This is a genomic window from Streptomyces sp. NPDC045431, assembly GCF_040646655.1.
Lineage (GTDB): Bacteria > Actinomycetota > Actinomycetes > Streptomycetales > Streptomycetaceae > Streptomyces.
On record NZ_JBEZAQ010000013.1, the window covers coordinates 180498 to 199617 of the forward strand.

Below are 19120 nucleotides of genomic sequence, written 5' to 3' on the forward strand. Positions count from 1 at the left end.
CCGACACGGCGCCCGCACCGCCCCTACAGCACCCCTGTGATCCACTCCTCCACCGTCCGGGCGGTGTGCTCGGCGTCCTCCTCGACGATGGTGAAGTGGGTCGCCGGCACCGTCCGGTAGGTGTGTTCCGGATGCCACGGCCGGGCCTGCCAGCCGTCGTCGGCTCCGGCGGACTCCGTACCGCCCGAGAGGAAGGAGCGTCCCGCGCCGACGAACAGGACCGGTGCGGCGAGCGGAGCGAGCGAGAACTGCGGCAGCAGGTCGAAGTAGGCGCGCATCGCGGACAGCCCCGCGGTGTCGAACAGCCCGAACTCCGAGTCGCGGTCGACCAGCGCCCCGGCCAGCTGCTCGAAGACCTGCGCCTGCATCCCACCGCCCGCTTCCCGCGTGACGCGGTACGTGTCCACGAGGACCAGGCCGGCCGCCGGAGTGCGCAGCTCCTCCTCCAGGCATGCCGCCACGCCGTGGGCGAGGAGCCCGCCGGAGGAGTAGCCCAGCAGGACGAACGGCTCGCCCTCCGCCGCCTGTTGCACGGACCGGGCCAGCGCCGAGCACAGCGCGCTGACCGACCCCGGCAGCGGCTCGCCGCCTCGGAACCCGGGCGACGGCAGTGTCGCCACGCTGCGTACGTCGCGGAAGTGCGCGGCCAGCCGGGCATGCTGGTGCACTCCCCCGGTCGCCATGGGGGTGCTCAGGCAGATCAGCCGCGGTCGGGCGGGTCCGTCGGCCAGCCTCACCGGCGCCAGGGGGGCCGGCAGGTCCTCGTACGCCTCGAACGTGGGCCGGAGATCGGCCACCGCCCGCAGCAGGTTGAACGCCTTCGTCGTCTCCCCGGCCAGGACGGTGCTGCGGAACAGCCCGATGACGGTGTCCGGCTCCTGCGCACCGTCGGCGGCGGTCGCCGGGCGGTCGCCGGGGCCGCTGAGGCCGCTGGGGACTGCCTCGGCCATCCGGCGCGCCAGTCCTGCCGGGCTCTTGCTGTCGAAGACCGCCATGGCGGGCAGGTCCAGCCCCGAGGCCGCGTTCAGCCGGCTGCGCAGTTCCATCGCGCTCAGCGAGTCGACTCCCGCCTCCAGGAAGTCCTTCTCCGGGTCGATGGCGTCCGTACCGGCGTGCCCGAGCACGGCGGCCGCAGTCTCCAGCACCAGGTCCAGCAGCGCGCGCTCCCGATCCGCGGCGTCGAGCCCGTCCAGTCTCCTGCGCAGCACCGAGTGGTCCGTCGTGGCGCTCGCGGTGCGTCGTGGGGTGGTGCGGATCAGGCCCCGGAACAGGGCGGGCAGATCGTCGGCGGCGGTGCGCAGGGCCTTCAGATCCAGCCGGATGGGGACCAGGGCCGGTCCGGGCAGCGCCGACGCCGTGTCGAACAGCTCCAAGCCCTGCTCAGGGCTGAGCGTGTACACCCCGGTGCTGTTCATCCGGTCGAGGTCGGTCTGGCTCAGCTCGCCGGCCATGCCACCGCCCCACAGACCCCAGGCAAGGGACTGCGCAGGAAGGCCGTTCGCCTGGCGATGAGCCGCCAGAGCATCAAGGAACGCGTTGGCCGCAGCGTAGTTGCCCTGACCCGGATTACCGAAGACACCGGCAGCGGAGGAGAACAGCACGAAGGCGGTGAGGCCGCGGTCCGCGGTCAGCTCGTGCAGGTTGAGCGCCGCGTCCACCTTCGGGCGCAGCACGGTGTCCAAGCGCTCGGGAGTCAGGGAGGCGATCACACCGTCGTCCAGAACCCCGGCCACATGCACCACCGCCGACAGGTCCTCCACCCCGGCGAGGAGCACCGCCAAGGCCTCGCGGTCCGCGGCGTCACACGCCGCCACCGTCACCTCGGCGCCGAACCCCGACAGCTCCGCCACCAACTCGGGCATACCCGGTGCCCGCTCGCCGCGCCGACTGGTCAGCAGCAGACGCCGCACCCCGTACTCCGACACCAGATGCCGCGCGAACAACCCGCCCAAGGTGCCCGACGCACCCGTGACCAGCACCGTCCCCTCAGCCGAGAAGACCGAAGCGGGCACGGCCCCCACTGCCCCCTCATCCTGTGCCGCCCGGGTACGCACCAAACGGGCGCCGTGCACCACACCGTTCCGCACGACGACCTGGGGCTCTCCCGAGGCCAGCGCCAGTGGCACGGCCGCCGGGTCGTCCGTGTCGACGAGAACGAACCGCCCCGGGTCCTCCGACTGCGCCGACCGCACCAGACCCCACACGGCCGCACCCGCCAGATCGGTGACATCCTCACCCGGCAACGCCACCGCACCGCCGGTCACCACCACCAACCGTCCCTCGGCCGCCTGCAGGGCGCCCAGCACCGCGGCCGTCCCCGCCCGCACCGCCGCCGCATCCGCACCGGGAGTTACCTGGAGCACCGTCGTTCCCTCCGGCAACGGCCTGCTCCGTGCTGCCGGCAGCTGCACCCAGTCCAGCTGGAACAGCGACTCGTGGAACGCCGACCGGGCCGATGCCAGCTGCCCGGCAGAGATCTCCCGCAACGCCAGCGACTCGACCGTGGCCACCGGACGACCCAGGCCATCGGCCACGTCCAACGAAACCGCATCCCCCGAGAACGTCAGCCTCAGCCGGACACGAGTCGCGCCCGAAGCATGGAACGTCACACCCGCCCACGCGAACGGCAGCCGCGCCGAGCGATCCTCACCACTGTCGGCCCCCAGGCCGATGGCGTGCAGGCATGCGTCCAACAGCGCCGGGTGCACACCGAAGCCCTCGACATCGACGTCCTCGGGCAAGGAGACCTCGGCATAGACCACCCCCTCGCCGTCGCGCCAAGCGGTCGTGAGTCCCTGGAACACCGGCCCGTACTCCAGACCCGCCTCGGCCAGCCCGTCGTACAGACCCTCCACATCAACCCGCTGAGCCCCCACCGGAGGCCACTCGGCCAGGCCCGTGTCCTGTTCGGCGCCCCGCACGGTCAGCACGCCGGTCGCGTGCAACGTCCATTGGTCGCCATCGGAACCCTCAGCGCACGTGTAGACCCGCACGGTGCGGCGTACACCGGAGTCGTCCGGCGCCTCCACGACGACTTGGACGACGGCGCTCCCGTCCTGTGGCACCACCAGGGGTGCGCTCAGCGTGAGTTCCTCCAGTCGGTCGCAGTGGACCCGGCCGCCGGCCGCGATCGCCAGCTCCACCAGCCCGGTACCGGGGAAGAGGACCGTTCCGCCCACGACATGCTCGGCCAGCCAGGGCTGGGCTGCCACCGACAGCCGACCGGTCAACACCACACCGCCACTGTCAGCGAGGTTCACGGCGGCACCCAGCAGTGGGTGACCGGTCGGCTCCAGGCCGGCGTCCGCCACGCCGCCCAGCTCGGGCGCGACCCAGGAGTCGGCGAGGTAGTCCAGCATGTCGAGCCAGTAGCGCTGGCGTTGGAAGGCGTAGGTGGGCAGGTCGACGCGGCGGGCGCCGGTGCCCGCGTAGAAGGCCGTCCAGTCGACGGGGGTGCCGGTGGTGTGGAGACGGGCGAGGGCGGTGACGGTCTCGGTGGCCTCGTCCCGGTCCCGGCGCAGGGTCGGCACGAAGGTGCCCGTCTCGGTGGTCTGCTGGGCCATGGCGGTCAGCACCGCGTCCGGACCAAGCTCCACGTACGTGGTCACGCCAGCCGCGTCCAGGGCACGGACCGCGTCGGCGAAGCGGACGGCCTCGCGGACGTGCCGCACCCAGTACTCCGGATCGGTCACACCAGTGGTGTCCCCGGTCAGCGTGGACACGATCGGGATCGACGGCTCGCTGTAGGTCACCGACTGTGCGACGGTGCGGAACTCCTCCAGCATCGGTTCCATCAACGGCGAGTGGAACGCGTGCGAGACCCGCAGCCGCGTCGCCTTACGACCCTCCGCCTCGAAACGCTCCTTGATGGCCAAAACCTCGGCCTGCATGCCGGAGACGACGACGGCCTGCGGGCCGTTGACCGCGGCGATACCGACCGTGTCGGACAGCAGCGGGCGGACCTCGTCCTCAGCCGCCTGCACGGCCACCATCGCCCCGCCCTGCGGCAGCGCCTGCATCAGCCGGCCCCGCGCCACAACCAGCCGCGCCGCATCCGCCAACGACAGCACCCCGGCCACATGAGCCGCCGCGAACTCACCGATCGAATGCCCCGCCAAGTAGTCGGGCTTGATGCCCCACGACTCCAGCAGCCGGAACAACGCCACCTCGATCGCGAACAACGCAGGCTGAGCAAACTCCGTGCGGTCCAAACGCTCCGCGTCCCGGCCCCACATCACGTCCTTCAGCGGCAGACCAACCTCCGCCACAACCGCGTCGAAGGCCTCCGCGAACACCGGGAACGCCTCATACAACCCCCGGCCCATCCCCAACCGCTGCGCACCCTGCCCACCGAACAAAAACGCCGCACGCCCAGAACCCCGCGTGCTGCCCTGCACCACACCCGCCGCCGACCGGCCCTCCACGAACGCCGACAGACCAGCCAGCAACTCATCACGGTCAGCACCCACAACGGCGAGGCGCCGGTCCATCGCAGCCCGATCGCTCACCAAGGAGAAGCCCACGTCCAGGGGGCGCAGGTCGGGGCGGGACTCCAGACGGGACTTCAGCCGCTCAGCCTGGCCGAGCAGGGCGTCCGGAGTCTTGGCAGACAGGACCAAGGGGATCGTAGGCACAACCGCGTCCGCGGCCGGGGGCTCCTGAAAGGGTGCCTCCGGAGCCTGCTCGATGATCACGTGGGCATTGGTGCCGCTGATCCCGAACGACGACACGCCCGCCCGACGCGGACGGCCCGTCTCCGGCCACGGCCGCGACTCCGTCAGCAACCGCACGTTCCCCGAATCCCAGTCCACCTTCGACGACGGCTCGTCCACGTGCAGGGTCTTGGGCAACACCCCGTTCCGGATCGCCTCGACCATCTTGATGATGCCGCCCACACCCGCAGCCGCCTGCGTATGACCCAGGTTCGACTTCAACGAACCCAGCCACAACGGCCGGTCGGCCGGCCGGTCCTGCCCGTACGTCGCCAGCAACGCCTGCGCCTCGATCGGATCACCCAACGTCGTACCCGTACCGTGCGCCTCCACGACATCGACGTGCTCGGAGGCAAGCTGTGCATTGGCCAGCGCCTGCCGGATGACACGCGCCTGCGACGGGCCGTTGGGGGCGGTGAGGCCATTGCTCGCGCCGTCCTGGTTGACGGCCATACCGCACACCACGGCGAGCACGGGGTGGCCGTTGGCACGCGCGTCGGACAGCCGCTCCACCAGCAGCATGCCCACACCCTCACCCCAGGCAGTGCCGTCCGCCGCAGCGGCGAACGACTTGCACCGACCGTCAGGCGACAGCCCCCGCTGACGGCTGAACTCCACGAAGGTCTCCGGCGTGGCCATCACGCACACGCCGCCGACCAGGGCGAGCGAGCAGTCACCCGACCGCAGCGCCTGCACCGCGGAGTTCAGCGCGACGAGGGAGGAGGAGCAGGCGGTGTCCATGGTCACCGAGGGGCCCTCGAGACCGAGAGCGTAGGAGATCCGGCCGGAGGCGATGGAGCCCGTGTTCGCGTTGGCGGCGTAGTCGTGGTACATCATCCCGGCGAACACGCCGGTGGCCGACCCCTTCAAGGTGACCGGGTCGATGCCCGCCCGCTCGATCGCCTCCCAGGCCGTCTCCAGGAGCAGCCGCTGCTGCGGATCCATGACCAGCGCCTCGTTCGGTGAGATCCCGAAGACGGACGGGTCGAAGTCGGCAGCGCCGTGCAGGAAGCCGCCGTGCTTGACGTAACTGGTGTTCGGCCGCTCGGAGGTCGGGTCGAAGAGCCGGTCGACGTCCCAGCCGCGGTCGGCCGGGAACTCCGACACCGCGTCCACCCCGTCGGCCACCAGCCGCCACAGGTCCTCCGGCGTCTCCACGCCGCCCGGGTAACGACAGCTCATCCCGACGATGGCGATGGGCTCACGAAGGGTGGCCGTGAGCTTCTTGTTCTGGGCCCGCAGCCGCTCGGTCTCCTTGAGTGCCGTCCGGAGCGCGTCGACGATCTTCTGCTGGTCTGAGCCGGTCATCACAGTTCTCCCGCTTCCCCGCCGCCGAGCGCCAGGCTGATGAGACTTTCGGTGTCCATGTCGTCGATCGAGCCCTCGAAGTCCTCGTCGGCCTGGTCCGCCTCGGCCCGTACGTCGTGGATCCCGCCGAGTTCGAGCAGCGCGTCCAGCAGGCCTGCGTCCCGCAGCCTGCCGATCGGCAGGGACGTCAGGACGGCGCGGATCTGTTCCTCGCCCGGGGCCGCACCCTCGGCGGTGCCGCCCGAGTCCGGAACGAGTTCGGATCGCATGTAGTCGGCCAGCGCCCTGGCATCGGGATAGTCGAAGACGAGCGTGGGCGGCAGTCGCAGCCCGGTGACGCCGTTGAGCAGGTTCCTGAGCTCCACCGCGCTGAGGGAGTCGAAGCCCAGCTCGCTGAAGGCCCGGTCCGGGTCGACGGCGTTCGCGTCCGCATGGCCGAGGATGGCGGCGGCGTTGGCCCGGACCGTGTCCAGCAGCAGGGCCTGCTGCTCCTCGGAAGGAAGGCCGGTGAGCTGCTGCCGGAGCAGGGCCGGAGCGTCCGACCCGCCGCCGGCTGGTGCGGTGCGTCGTGGGGTGGTGCGGATCAGGCCCCGGAACAGGGCGGGCAGATCGTCGGCGGCGGTGCGCAGGGCCTTCAGATCCAGCCGGATGGGGACCAGGGCCGGTCCGGGCAGCGCCGACGCCGTGTCGAACAGCTCCAGACCCTCCCCGACGGAGATCTCCTGCACCCCCGTGCGCTGCATACGCCCCCGGTCCGCCTGATCCAACCCCTCCGCCATCCCGCCTGCCTCAGCCCCCCACAGACCCCAGGCAAGGGACTGCGCAGGAAGGCCGTTCGCCTGGCGATGAGCCGCCAGAGCATCAAGGAACGCGTTCGCCGCAGCGTAGTTGCCCTGACCCGGATTACCGAAGACACCGGCAGCGGAGGAGAACAGCACGAAGGCGGTGAGGCCGCGGTCCGCGGTCAGCTCGTGCAGATTCAGCGCCGCGTCCACCTTCGGACGCAGCACGGCGTCCAAGCGCTCGGGAGTCAGGGAGGCGATCACACCGTCGTCCAGAACCCCGGCCACATGCACCACCGCCGACAGGTCCTCCACCCCGGCGAGGAGCACCGCCAAGGCCTCGCGGTCCGCGGCGTCACACGCCGCCACCGTCACCTCGGCGCCGAACCCCGACAGCTCCGCCACCAACTCGGGCATACCCGGTGCCCGCTCGCCACGCCGACTGGTCAGCAGCAGACGCCGCACCCCGTACTCCGACACCAGATGCCGCACGAACAACCCGCCCAAGGTGCCCGACGCACCCGTGACCAGCACCGTCCCCTCAGCCGAGAAGACCGACGCCTGGACCGCCTCGCCAGATGGCGGCACCGGTGTCCGAGCGAGCCGGGCGCCGAACACCGCACCGTCCCGGACCACCACCTGCGGCTCACCCGCACCGAGCGCCAGGGACGCCGCCGCTTCCAGGTCCTCCTGATCGGTGTCGACCAGCACGAAACGGTCGGGCGACTCGGACTGCGCCGAACGCACCAGACCCCACACGGCCGCACCCGCCAGATCGGTGACATCCTCACCCGGCAACGCCACCGCACCGCCGGTCACCACCACCAGCCGACTCGTGTCCGACTGCAGTTCGGCCAGCACGCGCTGGACCTCCGACCGCACCGCGGCGGCGTCCGTGCCGGGGACGGTGCGCAGGACCGCGACCTCGTCCGGCAGCGGTCCTCCCTGCACGACCGGCAGCCGCACCCAGTCCAGCTGGAACAGCGACTCGTGGAACGCCGACCGGGCCGACGCCAGCTGCCCGGCAGATATCTCCCGCAACGCCAGCGACTCGACCGTGGCCACCGGACGACCCAGGCCATCGGCCACCTGCAGCGCGACACCGTCCGAGCCGGCGGGACCCACCCTCAGGCGTACGCGGGTGGCTCCCGAGGCGTGGAAGGTCACTCCGGTCCATGCGAACGGCAGCCGCGCCGCCCGGCTCTCGTCGGTTTCGCGCAGCCCGATCGCGTGCAGGCAGGCGTCCAGGAGGGCCGGGTGCAGGCCGAAGCCGTCCACGTCGGCGTCCTCGGGCAGGGACACCTCGGCGTAGATCTCCTCACCGTCGCGCCAAGCGGCTGTGAGTCCCTGGAACACCGGCCCGTACTCCAGACCCGCCTCCGCCAGCCCGTCGTACAGACCCTCCACATCGACCGGCTCCGCACCCTTCGGTGGCCATACGGACAGGTCGAACGGGGTGTCGTGTTCGGCGGAGGACAGGGTTCCCGTGGCGTGACGCACCCAGGGCTCGTCGTCGCCCTCGGCACGCGAGTGGATGGCGACCGGCCGTGCACCCGTATCCCCGGGCGTGCCGACGGACACCTGAACGATGACGCCGCCGCGCTCGGGCAGGACCAGCGGAGCCTGCAAGGTGAGCTCCTCCAGCCGGTCGCAGCCGACCTCGTCACCGGCGCGGATCGCCAGCTCGACCAGTCCGGTACCCGGGAAAAGGACGGTGCCGCCGACCGCGTGATCGGTCAGCCAGGACTGCGACGCCGTCGACAACCGCCCCGTCAGCACCACACCGTCCATGTCGGCCAGCGGCACAGCCGCGCCCAGCAGCGCGTGCCCGGAGAAGCCGATGCCCATCCCGGACAGCGTGAGCCCCGTGCCGAACGTGCTCTCCAGCCAGTACGTGCTGCGCTGGAAGGCGTAGGTCGGCAGGTCGTGGAGCGCACGGGCTCCGGTGTCGGAGTAGAAGGCCGTCCAGTCGGGTGTGAGACCGGAGACGTGCAGGCGGGCCACGGCGCCCAGCAGCGTCGAAACTTGGGGCCGGTCCCGGCCGAGCGCGGCCGTGAGGACCGCCGTCTCCGACGCGAGTGACTGCTGCGCCATCGCCGTCAGTACGGCGTCCGGGCCGAGTTCCAGGAATCGGGTCACCCCCTCGGACTCCAGGACTCGCACGGCGTCGGCGAAGCGGACGGCCTCGCGGACGTGTCGGACCCAGTACTCCGGATCGGACAGGTCGGCGGCGGTCGCCGTCCGCCCGATGAGGGTGGAGACGATCGGGACCGACAGCTCGCCGTAGGTCACCTTGCGGGCGGCCGTGCGGAACTCCTCCAGCATCGGCTCCATCAGCGGCGAGTGGAACGCGTGCGACACCTTCAACCTGGTCGTCCTACGCCCCTCAGCCTCGAAATGGGCCTTGATGCGCAGTGCTTCGCCCTCCGCGCCGGAGACGACGACGGCTTGCGGGCCGTTGACCGCCGCGATACCGACCGTGTCGGACAGCAGCGGGCGGACCTCGTCCTCGCTCGCCTGGACGGCGACCATGGCCCCGCCCTGCGGCAGCGCCTGCATCAGCCGGCCCCGCGCGGTCACCAGCTGCGCCGCGTCCGTCAACGACAGCACTCCGGCCACATGAGCGGCGGCGAACTCGCCGATCGAATGCCCCGCCAAGTAGTCGGGACGCACACCCCACGACTCCAGCAGCCGGAACAGCGCCACCTCGATCGCGAACAGCGCAGGTTGGGTGGACTCGGTGCGGTTGAGCCTCTCGGCGTCCTCACCCCACATCACCTCACGCAAGGGCAGGTCGATCACGCCCAGCACGGTGTCGAAGGCCTCGGCGAAGACGGGGAACGTTTCGTACAGCTCCCGGCCCATCCCGATCCACTGTGCTCCCTGCCCGGTGAACAAGAACGCCGTACGCCCAGAACCCCGCGTGCTGCCCTGCACCACACCCGCCGCCGGTCGGCCCTCCACCAGCGCGGCCAGACCCGCCAACAGCTCATCGCGGTCGGCAGCCGTCACCCCGGCGCGGAAGTCCAGTGCGGTGCGGCGGGTGGCGAGGGAGTAGGCGACGTCAAGCGGGCGGAGGTCGGGACGGGACGCCAGATGGGACTTCAGCCGCTCGGCCTGGCCGAGCAGGGCCTCCGGGGTCTTGCCGGAGATGACGAAGGGGACGACGGGGAGAGTACGGGTAGCCGGGGTCTGCGGCATGGCGGGCTCGGGCTCGACGGCCTGCTCGATGATGACGTGGGCGTTCGTCCCGCTGATGCCGAACGAGGACACGCCCGCCCGGCGGGGGCGGCCGGTCTCCGGCCACGGCCGGGCCTCGGTCAGCAGCCGGACATGGCCCGCCGACCAGTCCACCTGCGGGGTCGGTTCGTCCACGTGCAGGGTCTTGGGGAGCACCCCGCGCCGGATCGCCTCGACCATCTTGATGATGCCGCCGACACCCGCGGCTGCCTGCGTATGGCCCATGTTCGACTTGATGGAACCGAGCCACAGGGGCAGATCCTCCCGGCGATCCTTGCCGTAGGCGGCCAGGACCGCCTGCGCCTCGATCGGATCGCCCAGGGTGGTGCCCGTGCCGTGCGCCTCCACCGCGTCGATCTGGTGGGAGGCGAGCCCGGCGTTGGCGAGCGCCTGCCGAATGACCCGGACCTGGGACGGGCCGTTGGGCGCGGTCAGGCCGTTGCTCGCGCCGTCCTGGTTGACGGCGATGCCGCGGACTACGGCGAGGACGGGGTGACCGTTGGCCCGGGCGTCGGACAGCCGCTCCAGCAGGAGCATGCCGGCACCCTCACCCCACGCGGTGCCGTCGGTGGAGGCGGCGAAGGACTTGCAGCGGCCGTCGGGAGCAAGGCCGCGCTGGCGGCTGAACTCCACGAACGCCTCCGGCGTCGCCATGACCGCCACACCGCCGGCGAGAGCCAGCGAGCACTCGCCCGAGCGCAGCGCCTGCGCCGCCAGGTGCAGCGCCACCAGCGACGACGAACACGCCGTGTCCACGGTGACCGAGGGGCCCTCCAGCCCGAAGGTGTACGAGACGCGCCCGGAGGCGACGGAGCCGGTGTTCGTGTTGTCCTGGTAGTCGTGGTACATCATCCCGGCATACACGCCGGTGGCCGAGCCCTTCAGCGTGGCCGGGTCGATGCCCGCCCGCTCGATCGCCTCCCAGGACGTTTCCAGCAGAAGGCGCTGCTGCGGGTCCATGGTGAGGGCTTCGTTCGGTGAAATGCCGAAGAAGGCCGGGTCGAAGTCGGCGGCGTCGTGGAGGAAGCCACCGTGCTTGACGTAACTGGTGTTCGGCCGCTCCGAGCTCGGGTCGTACAGCTCGTCGATGTTCCAGCCGCGGTCGGCCGGGAACTCCGACACCGCGTCCACCCCATCGGCCACCAGCCGCCACAGGTCCTCCGGCGTCTCCACGCCGCCCGGGTAACGACAGCTCATGCCGACGATCACGATCGGGTCGTCATCGGCCACGGCCGCGGTCACGGTCACGGCGGCGCCGTCGTCGGCGGTCCCGGTGATCTCCTGGACCAGGTGCCGGGCGAGGACCGTCGGTGTGGGGTAGTCGAAGACGAGGGTGGCAGGCAGCCGCCTGCCGACGGCCCCGCCGAGGCGGTTGCGGAACTCGACCGCGCTGAGCGAGTCGAAGCCCAGCTCGCTGAACGCCTGCTCGGGGTCGATCGACTCCGGGCCGGCGTGACCGAGGGTCGCGGCGGACGTGGCGCGGATGAGGCTCAGCACCTCCTCCTCCTGCGCCTCGGGGGACTTGCCTGCCAGGCGCTCGACCAGGGCTGAAGCAGCGCCGCTGTCCGTCCCCGCGCCGCCGACCGTCCTGCGGGCGGGGCGGCGGACCAGGCCGCGGAACAGCTCGGACAGCTCACCGGGACCGGCACCGAGTCGCTTGACGTCCAGGCGCATGGGGACCAGGGCGGGCGCAGGCAGCGCCGACGCCGTGTCGAACAGCTCCAAGCCCTGCTCAGGGCTGAGCGTGTACACCCCGGTGCTGTTCATCCGGTCGAGGTCGGTCTGGCTCAGCTCGCCGGCCATGCCACCGCCCCACAGACCCCAGGCGAGGGACTGCGCAGGAAGGCCGTTCGCCTGGCGATGAGCCGCCAGAGCATCAAGGAAGGCGTTGGCCGCAGCGTAGTTGCCCTGGCCGGGATTGCCGAGTGTTCCGGAGGCCGAGGAGAACAGCACGAAGGCGGTGAGGCCGCGGTCCGCGGTCAGCTCGTGCAGGTTGAGCGCCGCGTCCACCTTCGGGCGCAGCACGGTGTCCAAGCGCTCGGGAGTCAGGGAAGCGATCACACCGTCGTCCAGAACCCCGGCCACATGCACCACCGCCGACAGGTCCTCCACCCCGGCGAGGAGCACCGCCAAGGCCTCGCGGTCCGCGGCGTCACACGCCGCCACCGTCACCTCGGCGCCGAACCCCGACAGTTCCGCCGTCAACTCGGGCATACCCGGTGCCCGCTCGCCGCGCCGACTGGTCAGCAGCAGACGCCGCACCCCGTACTCCGACACCAGATGCCGCGCGAACAACCCGCCCAAGGTGCCCGACGCGCCGGTGACCAGCACCGTCCCCTCAGCCGAGAAGACCGAAGCGGGCACGGCCCCCACTGCCCCCTCATCCTGTGCCGCCCGGGTACGCACCAAACGGGCGCCGTGCACCACACCGTTCCGCACGACGACCTGGGGCTCTCCCGAGGCCAGCGCCAGTGGCACGGCCGCCGGGTCGTCCGTGTCGACGAGAACGAACCGCCCCGGGTCCTCCGACTGCGCCGACCGCACCAGACCCCACACGGCCGCACCCGCCAGATCGGTGACATCCTCACCCGGCAACGCCACCGCACCGCCGGTCACCACCACCAACCGTCCCTCGGCCGCCTGCAGGGCGGCCAGCACCGCGGCCGTCCCCGCCCGCACCGCCGCCGCATCCACCCCGGACGGGCTGTGGAAGACGACCGCGTCCTGCGGCTGGTCACCGGACCGGCCGGCGGGCAGCTGCACCCAGTCCAGCTGGAACAGCGACTCGTGGAAACCGGACCCGGCAGCCGTCAGCCGGTCCGCCGCCATGGTGCGCAGGACCAGGGCGTCGATCGAGGCCACCGGACGACCCTGAGTGTCGGCGATCGCCAGGGTGACACCGTCGGCACCCGTGCGGGACAGCCGGACGCGAACACGGGATGCCCCCGTGGCGTACAGCGAGACCCCGGTCCACGCGAACGGCAGTCTCACCGAGTCGGCACCGCCGTCGAGCAGCCCGGTCCCGTGCAGGCAGGCGTCCAGGAGCGCCGGGTGCAGGCCGAAGCCCTCCACGTCGGCGTCCTCGGGCAGGGACACCTCGGCGTAGATCTCCTCGCCGTCGCGCCAAGCGGCCGTGAGCCCCTGGAACACCGGCCCGTACTCCAGACCCGCCTCCGCGAGGGTGTCGTACCAGCCCCGCAGATCAACAGCGTGGGCACGGGACGGAGGCCACTGAGCGAGGTCGAAGGCGACGCCCGATGCGACGGTGGCGGTGGACAGCACGCCCGTGGCATGCCGCGTCCAGGGCTGCTCGTCGTCGTCGGCGCGCGTGTACACGCTGACCGGACGGGAACCGTCCTCATCGGCGGCGCCGACCACGACCTGCACGGCAATGCCGCCGCGCTCCGGCAGAACGAGCGGCACTTCCAGGGTGAGTTCTTCCAGTCGGTCGCAGCCCACGCGGTCGCCGGCGGCGATCGCCAGCTCGACCAGGCCGGCGCCCGGGAAGAGCGCGGTGCCGCCGACCACGTGGTCTCCCAGCCACGGCTGGGACGCCGTCGACAACCGGCCCGTGAGGACGACGCCGTCGGCGTCCGGGGACGCCACCACCGCGCCCAGCAGCGGATGCGTCGCGGGGTCGAGGCCGACCGAGGTGACACCACCGGTGTCCGCACCGGCCCAGGCGTCCGCCCAGTACTCCAGGGAGTCGAGCCAGTAGCGCTGGCGTTGGAAGGCGTAGGTGGGCAGGTCGACGCGGCGGGCGCCGGTGCCCGCGTAGAAGGCCGTCCAGTCGACGGGGGTGCCGGTGGTGTGGAGACGGGCGAGAGCGGTGACGGTCTCGGTGGCCTCGTCCCGGTCCCGGCGCAAGGTCGGGACGAAGGTGCCCGTCTCGGTGGTCTGCTGGGCCATGGCGGTCAGCACCGCGTCCGGACCAAGCTCCACGTACGTGGTTACGCCTGCCGCGTCCAGGGCGCGGACCGCGCCGGCGAAGCGGACGGCCTCGCGGACGTGCCGTACCCAGTACTCCGGATCGGTCAGATCACCAGTGGTGTCCCCGGTCAGCGTGGACACGATCGGGATCGACGGCTCGCTGTAGGTCACCGACTGTGCGACGGTGCGGAAGTCCTCCAGCATCGGTTCCATCAGCGGGGAGTGGAACGCGTGCGAGACCCGCAGCCGCGTCGCCTTACGACCCTCCGCCTCGAAACGCTCCTTGATGGCCAAAACCTCGGCCCGAGCACCGGAGACGACCACGGCCTGCGGGCCGTTGACCGCCGCGATACCGACCGTGTCGGACAGCAGCGGGCGGACCTCGTCCTCAGCCGCCTGCACGGCCACCATCGCCCCGCCCTGCGGCAGCGCCTGCATCAGCCGGCCCCGCGCCACAACCAGCCGCGCCGCATCCCCCAGCGACAGCACCCCGGCCACATGAGCGGCCGCGAACTCACCGATCGAATGCCCCGCCAGGTAGTCGGGCTTGATGCCCCACGACTCCAGCAGCCGGAACAGCGCCACCTCGATCGCGAACAGCGCAGGCTGAGCGAATTCGGTGCGGTCCAGACGCTCCGCGTCCTGGCCCCACATCACGTCCTGCAGCGGCAGACCAACCTCGGCCACAACCGCGTCGAAGGCCTCCGCGAACACCGGGAACGCCTCATACAACCCCCGGCCCATTCCCAGCCGCTGCGCACCCTGCCCACCGAACAAGAACGCCGTACGCCCAGAACCCCGCGTGCTGCCCTGCACCACACCCGCCGTCGGCCGGCCCTCCACGAACGCCGACAGACCAGCCAGCAACTCATCACGGTCAGCACCCACAACGGCGAGCCGATGCTCCATCGCAGCCCGATCGCTCACCAAGGAGAAGCCCACGTCGAGGGGACGCAGGTCGGGGTCGGACTCCAGGTGGGACTGCAGCCGCTCGGCCTGTCCGCGCAGGGCCTCGTCCGTCCTCGCGGACAGCAGCCAGGGCACGAGGGGAAGCGTCTTGTCGGCCGGGAGGGCCTTGGACGGCTCCGGGGCCTCCGGAGCCTGCTCGATGATCACGTGGGCGTTCGTGCCGCTGATCCCGAACGACGACACGCCCGCCCGACGCGGACGGCCCGTCTCCGGCCACGGCCGCGACTCCGTCAGCAACCGCACGTTCCCCGAATCCCAGTCCACCTTCGACGACGGCTCGTCCACGTGCAGGGTCTTGGGCAACACCCCGTTCCGGATCGCCTCGACCATCTTGATGATGCCGCCCACACCCGCAGCCGCCTGCGTATGACCCAGGTTCGACTTCAGCGAACCCAGCCACAACGGCCGGTCGGCCGGCCGGTCCTGCCCGTACGTCGCCAGCAACGCCTGCGCCTCGATCGGATCACCCAACGTCGTACCCGTACCGTGCGCCTCCACGACATCGACGTGCTCGGAGGCAAGCTGTGCATTGGCCAGCGCCTGCCGGATGACACGCGCCTGCGACGGGCCGTTGGGGGCGGTCAGGCCATTGCTCGCGCCGTCCTGGTTCACCGCCGAACCCTTGACCACCGCAAGGACAGGATGACCATGACGACGGGCATCCGACAGCCGCTCCACGAGCAGCATGCCCACACCTTCACCCCAGGCCGTGCCGTCGGTGGAGGCGGCGAACGACTTGCAGCGGCCGTCGGGAGCAAGGCCCCGCTGGCGGCTGAACTCCACGAACGCCTCCGGCGTCGCCATCACCGCCACACCACCGGCCAGCGCCAGCGAGCACTCACCCGACCGCAGCGCCTGCACGGCAAGATGCAGCGCCACCAGGGACGACGAACACGCCGTGTCGACCGTGACAGCCGGCCCCTCGAAGCCGAACACATACGAGACCCGCCCGGAGGCGACGGAGCCTGTGCCGCTGTTGCCCGCGTAGTCGTGGTACATCATCCCGGCGAACACCCCGGTGGCCGAGCCCTTCAGCGTGGCCGGGTCGATGCCCGCCCGCTCGATCGCCTCCCACGACGTCTCCAGCAGCAGCCGCTGCTGCGGATCCATGCCCAACGCCTCGTTCGGTGAGATCCCGAAGAACGCCGGGTCGAAGTCGGCGGCGTCGTGCAGGAAGCCGCCGTGCTTGACGTAACTGGTGTTCGGCCGCTCGGACGCCGGGTCGTACAACTCCTCGACGTTCCAGCCACGGTCGACCGGGAACTCCGACACCCCGTCCACCCCGTCGGCCACCAGCCGCCACAACGCCTCCGGCGTCTCCACCCCGCCCGGGTACCGGCAGCTCATCCCCACGATCACGATCGGATCGCCGTCCGTGACGGCCGTCGCCGTGGCCAGAGCGACCGGTCCATCGGCGTCCTCGTCCGACAGCTCCTCAAGGAGGTGGCGGGCCAGTTCGGTCGGGGTGGGGTAGTCGAAGACAAGGGTGGCGGGCAGCCGCAGCCCCGTGTCCTCGTTCAGTCCGTTGCGGAGCTCGACCGCGGCCAGGGAATCGACGCCAAGGTCGCGGAAGGCGCGCTCGGCCTCGATCGCGTCGGCCTCCGCGAAGCCGAGGACGAGCGCCGCCCGGCCGAGGACGACGTCGAGCAGCGCCGGCAGTCGCTCGTCCTGCGGGAGCCTGGCAAGCCGCTGCCGTAGCGCACCGGCTTCGGGCCCGGATGTGCCGGTGCTGCGCCGGCGCCGTACCGCACTGGGGACCAGGGTGCGGAAGAGGGCGGGAAGAGCGTCGCCCTGTGTGCGCAGCGCGCCCAGGTCGAACCTGGCCGGGACGAGGACGGGGTCCGCGCACCGCTGCGCGGTGTCGAAGAGGGCAGTGCCCTCCTCGGGGCTGAGGGCGTGGATGCCGCTCTCGGAGATACGGTCGCGCTCCGCTTCGTCGAGGGCTCCGGCCATGCCGCCGTCCCACAGGCCCCAGGCGAGGGACTGTGCGGGAAGGCCGTTGGCCTGGCGATGAGTCGCCAACGCGTCGAGGAAGGCGTTGGCCGCCGCGTAGTTGCCCTGACCCGGGGTACCGAGGGTTCCGGACCCGGAGGAGAAGAGCACGAACGCCGTCAGGTCACGGTCCGCGGTCAGCTCATGCAGGTTCAGCGCCGCGTCCACCTTCGGACGGAAAACCCTCTCAAGCCGCTTCGGAGTCAAAGAAGCGATCACACCGTCGTCCAGAACACCGGCCACATGCACCACCGCCGACAGGTCATCGACCCCGGCGAGGAGCGCCGCCAACGCCTCGCGGTCGGCCGCGTCACAGGCCGCCACCGTCACCTCGGCGCCGAACCCCGACAGCTCCGCCACCAACTCGGCCGCACCCGGTGCCCGCTCGCCGCGCCGGCTGAGCAGCAGCAGACGCCGCACCCCGTACTCCGACACCAGATGCCGCGCGAACAACCCGCCCAGTGTGCCCGTCGCACCCGTGACCAGCACCGTCCCCTCAGCCGAGAAACGCGGCTCGGCCAACGGCTCGTCGGCCGCGGGCTGACGAACGAGGCGGGCACCGAACACCACACCGTCCCGGACCGCCACCTGCGGCTCACCCGATCCCAGCGCCAGGGACGCCGCCGTCTCCACGTCCTCCTGATCGGTGTCGACCAGCACGAAACGGCCCGGGTCCTCCGACTGCGCCGAACGCACCAGACCCCACACGGCCGCACCCGCCAGATCGGTGACATCCTCACCCGGCAACGCCACCGCACCCCGCGTCACCACCACGAGCCGACTCGCGTCCGACTGCAGCGCCTCCAACACCGACGCCGTCGCCGCCCGCACCGCACCCGCGTCCGATCCGGCAGTGGTGCGCACCACTGCCACGTCCTGCGGCAGCGGACCGGTCGCGGCGGGCACCGGGGTCCATTCGACCCGGAACAGAGCGTCGTGGGTGCCGCCGGCCCGAGCCGCGGCCAGCTGCTCCTCCGATATCGGTCGCAGCACCAGCGACTCGACCGTGGCCACCGGCCGACCGTCGGTGTCGGCGACCGCGAGGGCGACGCCCGATCCCGTGGGCGTCAACCGTACGCGGACGGTGGACGCGCCCACGGCGTGCAGGCTCACCCCCGACCACGCGAACGGAAGCGCAGCCTGGCCGCCGGTGACGCCGGTGAAGCTGACGGCGTGCAGGGCGGCGTCGAGGACTGCAGGGTGCAGACCGAGCCGCTCGGCATCCTTGCGTCCCTGCTCGGGGAGGGCGACCTCGGCGTAGACGTCGTCGCCGGAGCGCCAGGCCGCCTTCAGCCCCTGGAACACGGGACCGTACTGAAGGCCGAGTCCGGCCAGGTCGGCGTACAGGCCCTCGACGTCGAGGGGCTCGGCGCCGGCCGGCGGCCACGGGGCCGGGTCCAGGCGGCCCGGGACGGCGCCGCGCGCCAGCACCCCGGTGGCATGCCGGGTCCAGGGGGCGTCCTGAGAGCCGCGGGAGTGCACCGTGAGCGTCCGAGTGCCGGAGCCGTCGGCCGCTCCCACCGCCAACTGCACCTGGACCGCTCCCTGCGCGGGCAGAGCGAGCGGCGCCTCCAGCGTCAGTTCCTCGACGACGTCGCAGCCGACCTGGTCACCGGCGCGGACTGCCAGTTCCACGAAGCCGGTGCCGGGGAAAAGAACCGTTCCGCCCACGACGTGGTCGGCGAGCCACGGCTGCGTCGCCGTCGACAGCCTGCCGGTCAGCACCACGCCGTCCGTGTCGGCCAGGGCGACCGCCGCGCCCAGGAGAGGGTGGTCGGCCGCGTCCAGGCCGGCGGAGGCGACATCACCCGCGCCGGCCTCAGGGGTGATCCAGTAGCGCTGGCGTTGGAAGGCGTAGGTGGGCAGGTCGACGCGGCGGGCGCCGGTGCCCGCGTAGAAGGCCGTCCAGTCGACGGGGGTGCCGGTGGTGTGGAGACGGGCGAGAGCGGTGACGGTCTCGGTGGCCTCGTCCCGGTCCCGGCGCAGGGTGGGTACGAAGGTGGCGGTGTCGGTGGTCTGCTGGGCCATGGCGGTCAGCACCGCGTCCGGACCAAGCTCCACGTACGTGGTTACGCCTGCCGCGTCCAGGGCGCGGACCGCGTCGGCGAAGCGGACGGCCTCGCGGACGTGCCGTACCCAGTACTCCGGGTCGGTCAGATCACCAGTGGTGTCCCCGGTCAGCGTGGA

Annotated in this window: 2 protein-coding genes; both read right to left on the minus strand. The window is 71.7% G+C overall.

The features are described from left to right. Positions 1-23: 23 nt before the first annotated feature. Positions 24-6020 (minus strand): type I polyketide synthase, encoded by a 5997-nt coding sequence (locus tag AB0A69_RS24510; RefSeq protein ID WP_361425816.1) that lies wholly within the window; start codon positions 6018-6020, stop codon positions 24-26. Next, positions 6020-19114, minus strand: a complete 13095-nt coding sequence (locus AB0A69_RS24515; protein WP_361425843.1) for an SDR family NAD(P)-dependent oxidoreductase — start codon at positions 19112-19114, stop codon at positions 6020-6022. Before AB0A69_RS24515 ends, AB0A69_RS24510 begins: the two co-directional genes overlap by 1 nt. Positions 19115-19120: the final 6 nt, after the last annotated feature.

Excerpts from the sequence above, each read along its gene's own strand:
- AB0A69_RS24510 (WP_361425816.1), bottom strand. The coding sequence starts at position 6,020 with ATGACCGGCTCAGACCAGCAGAAGATCGTCGACGCGCTCCGGACGGCA.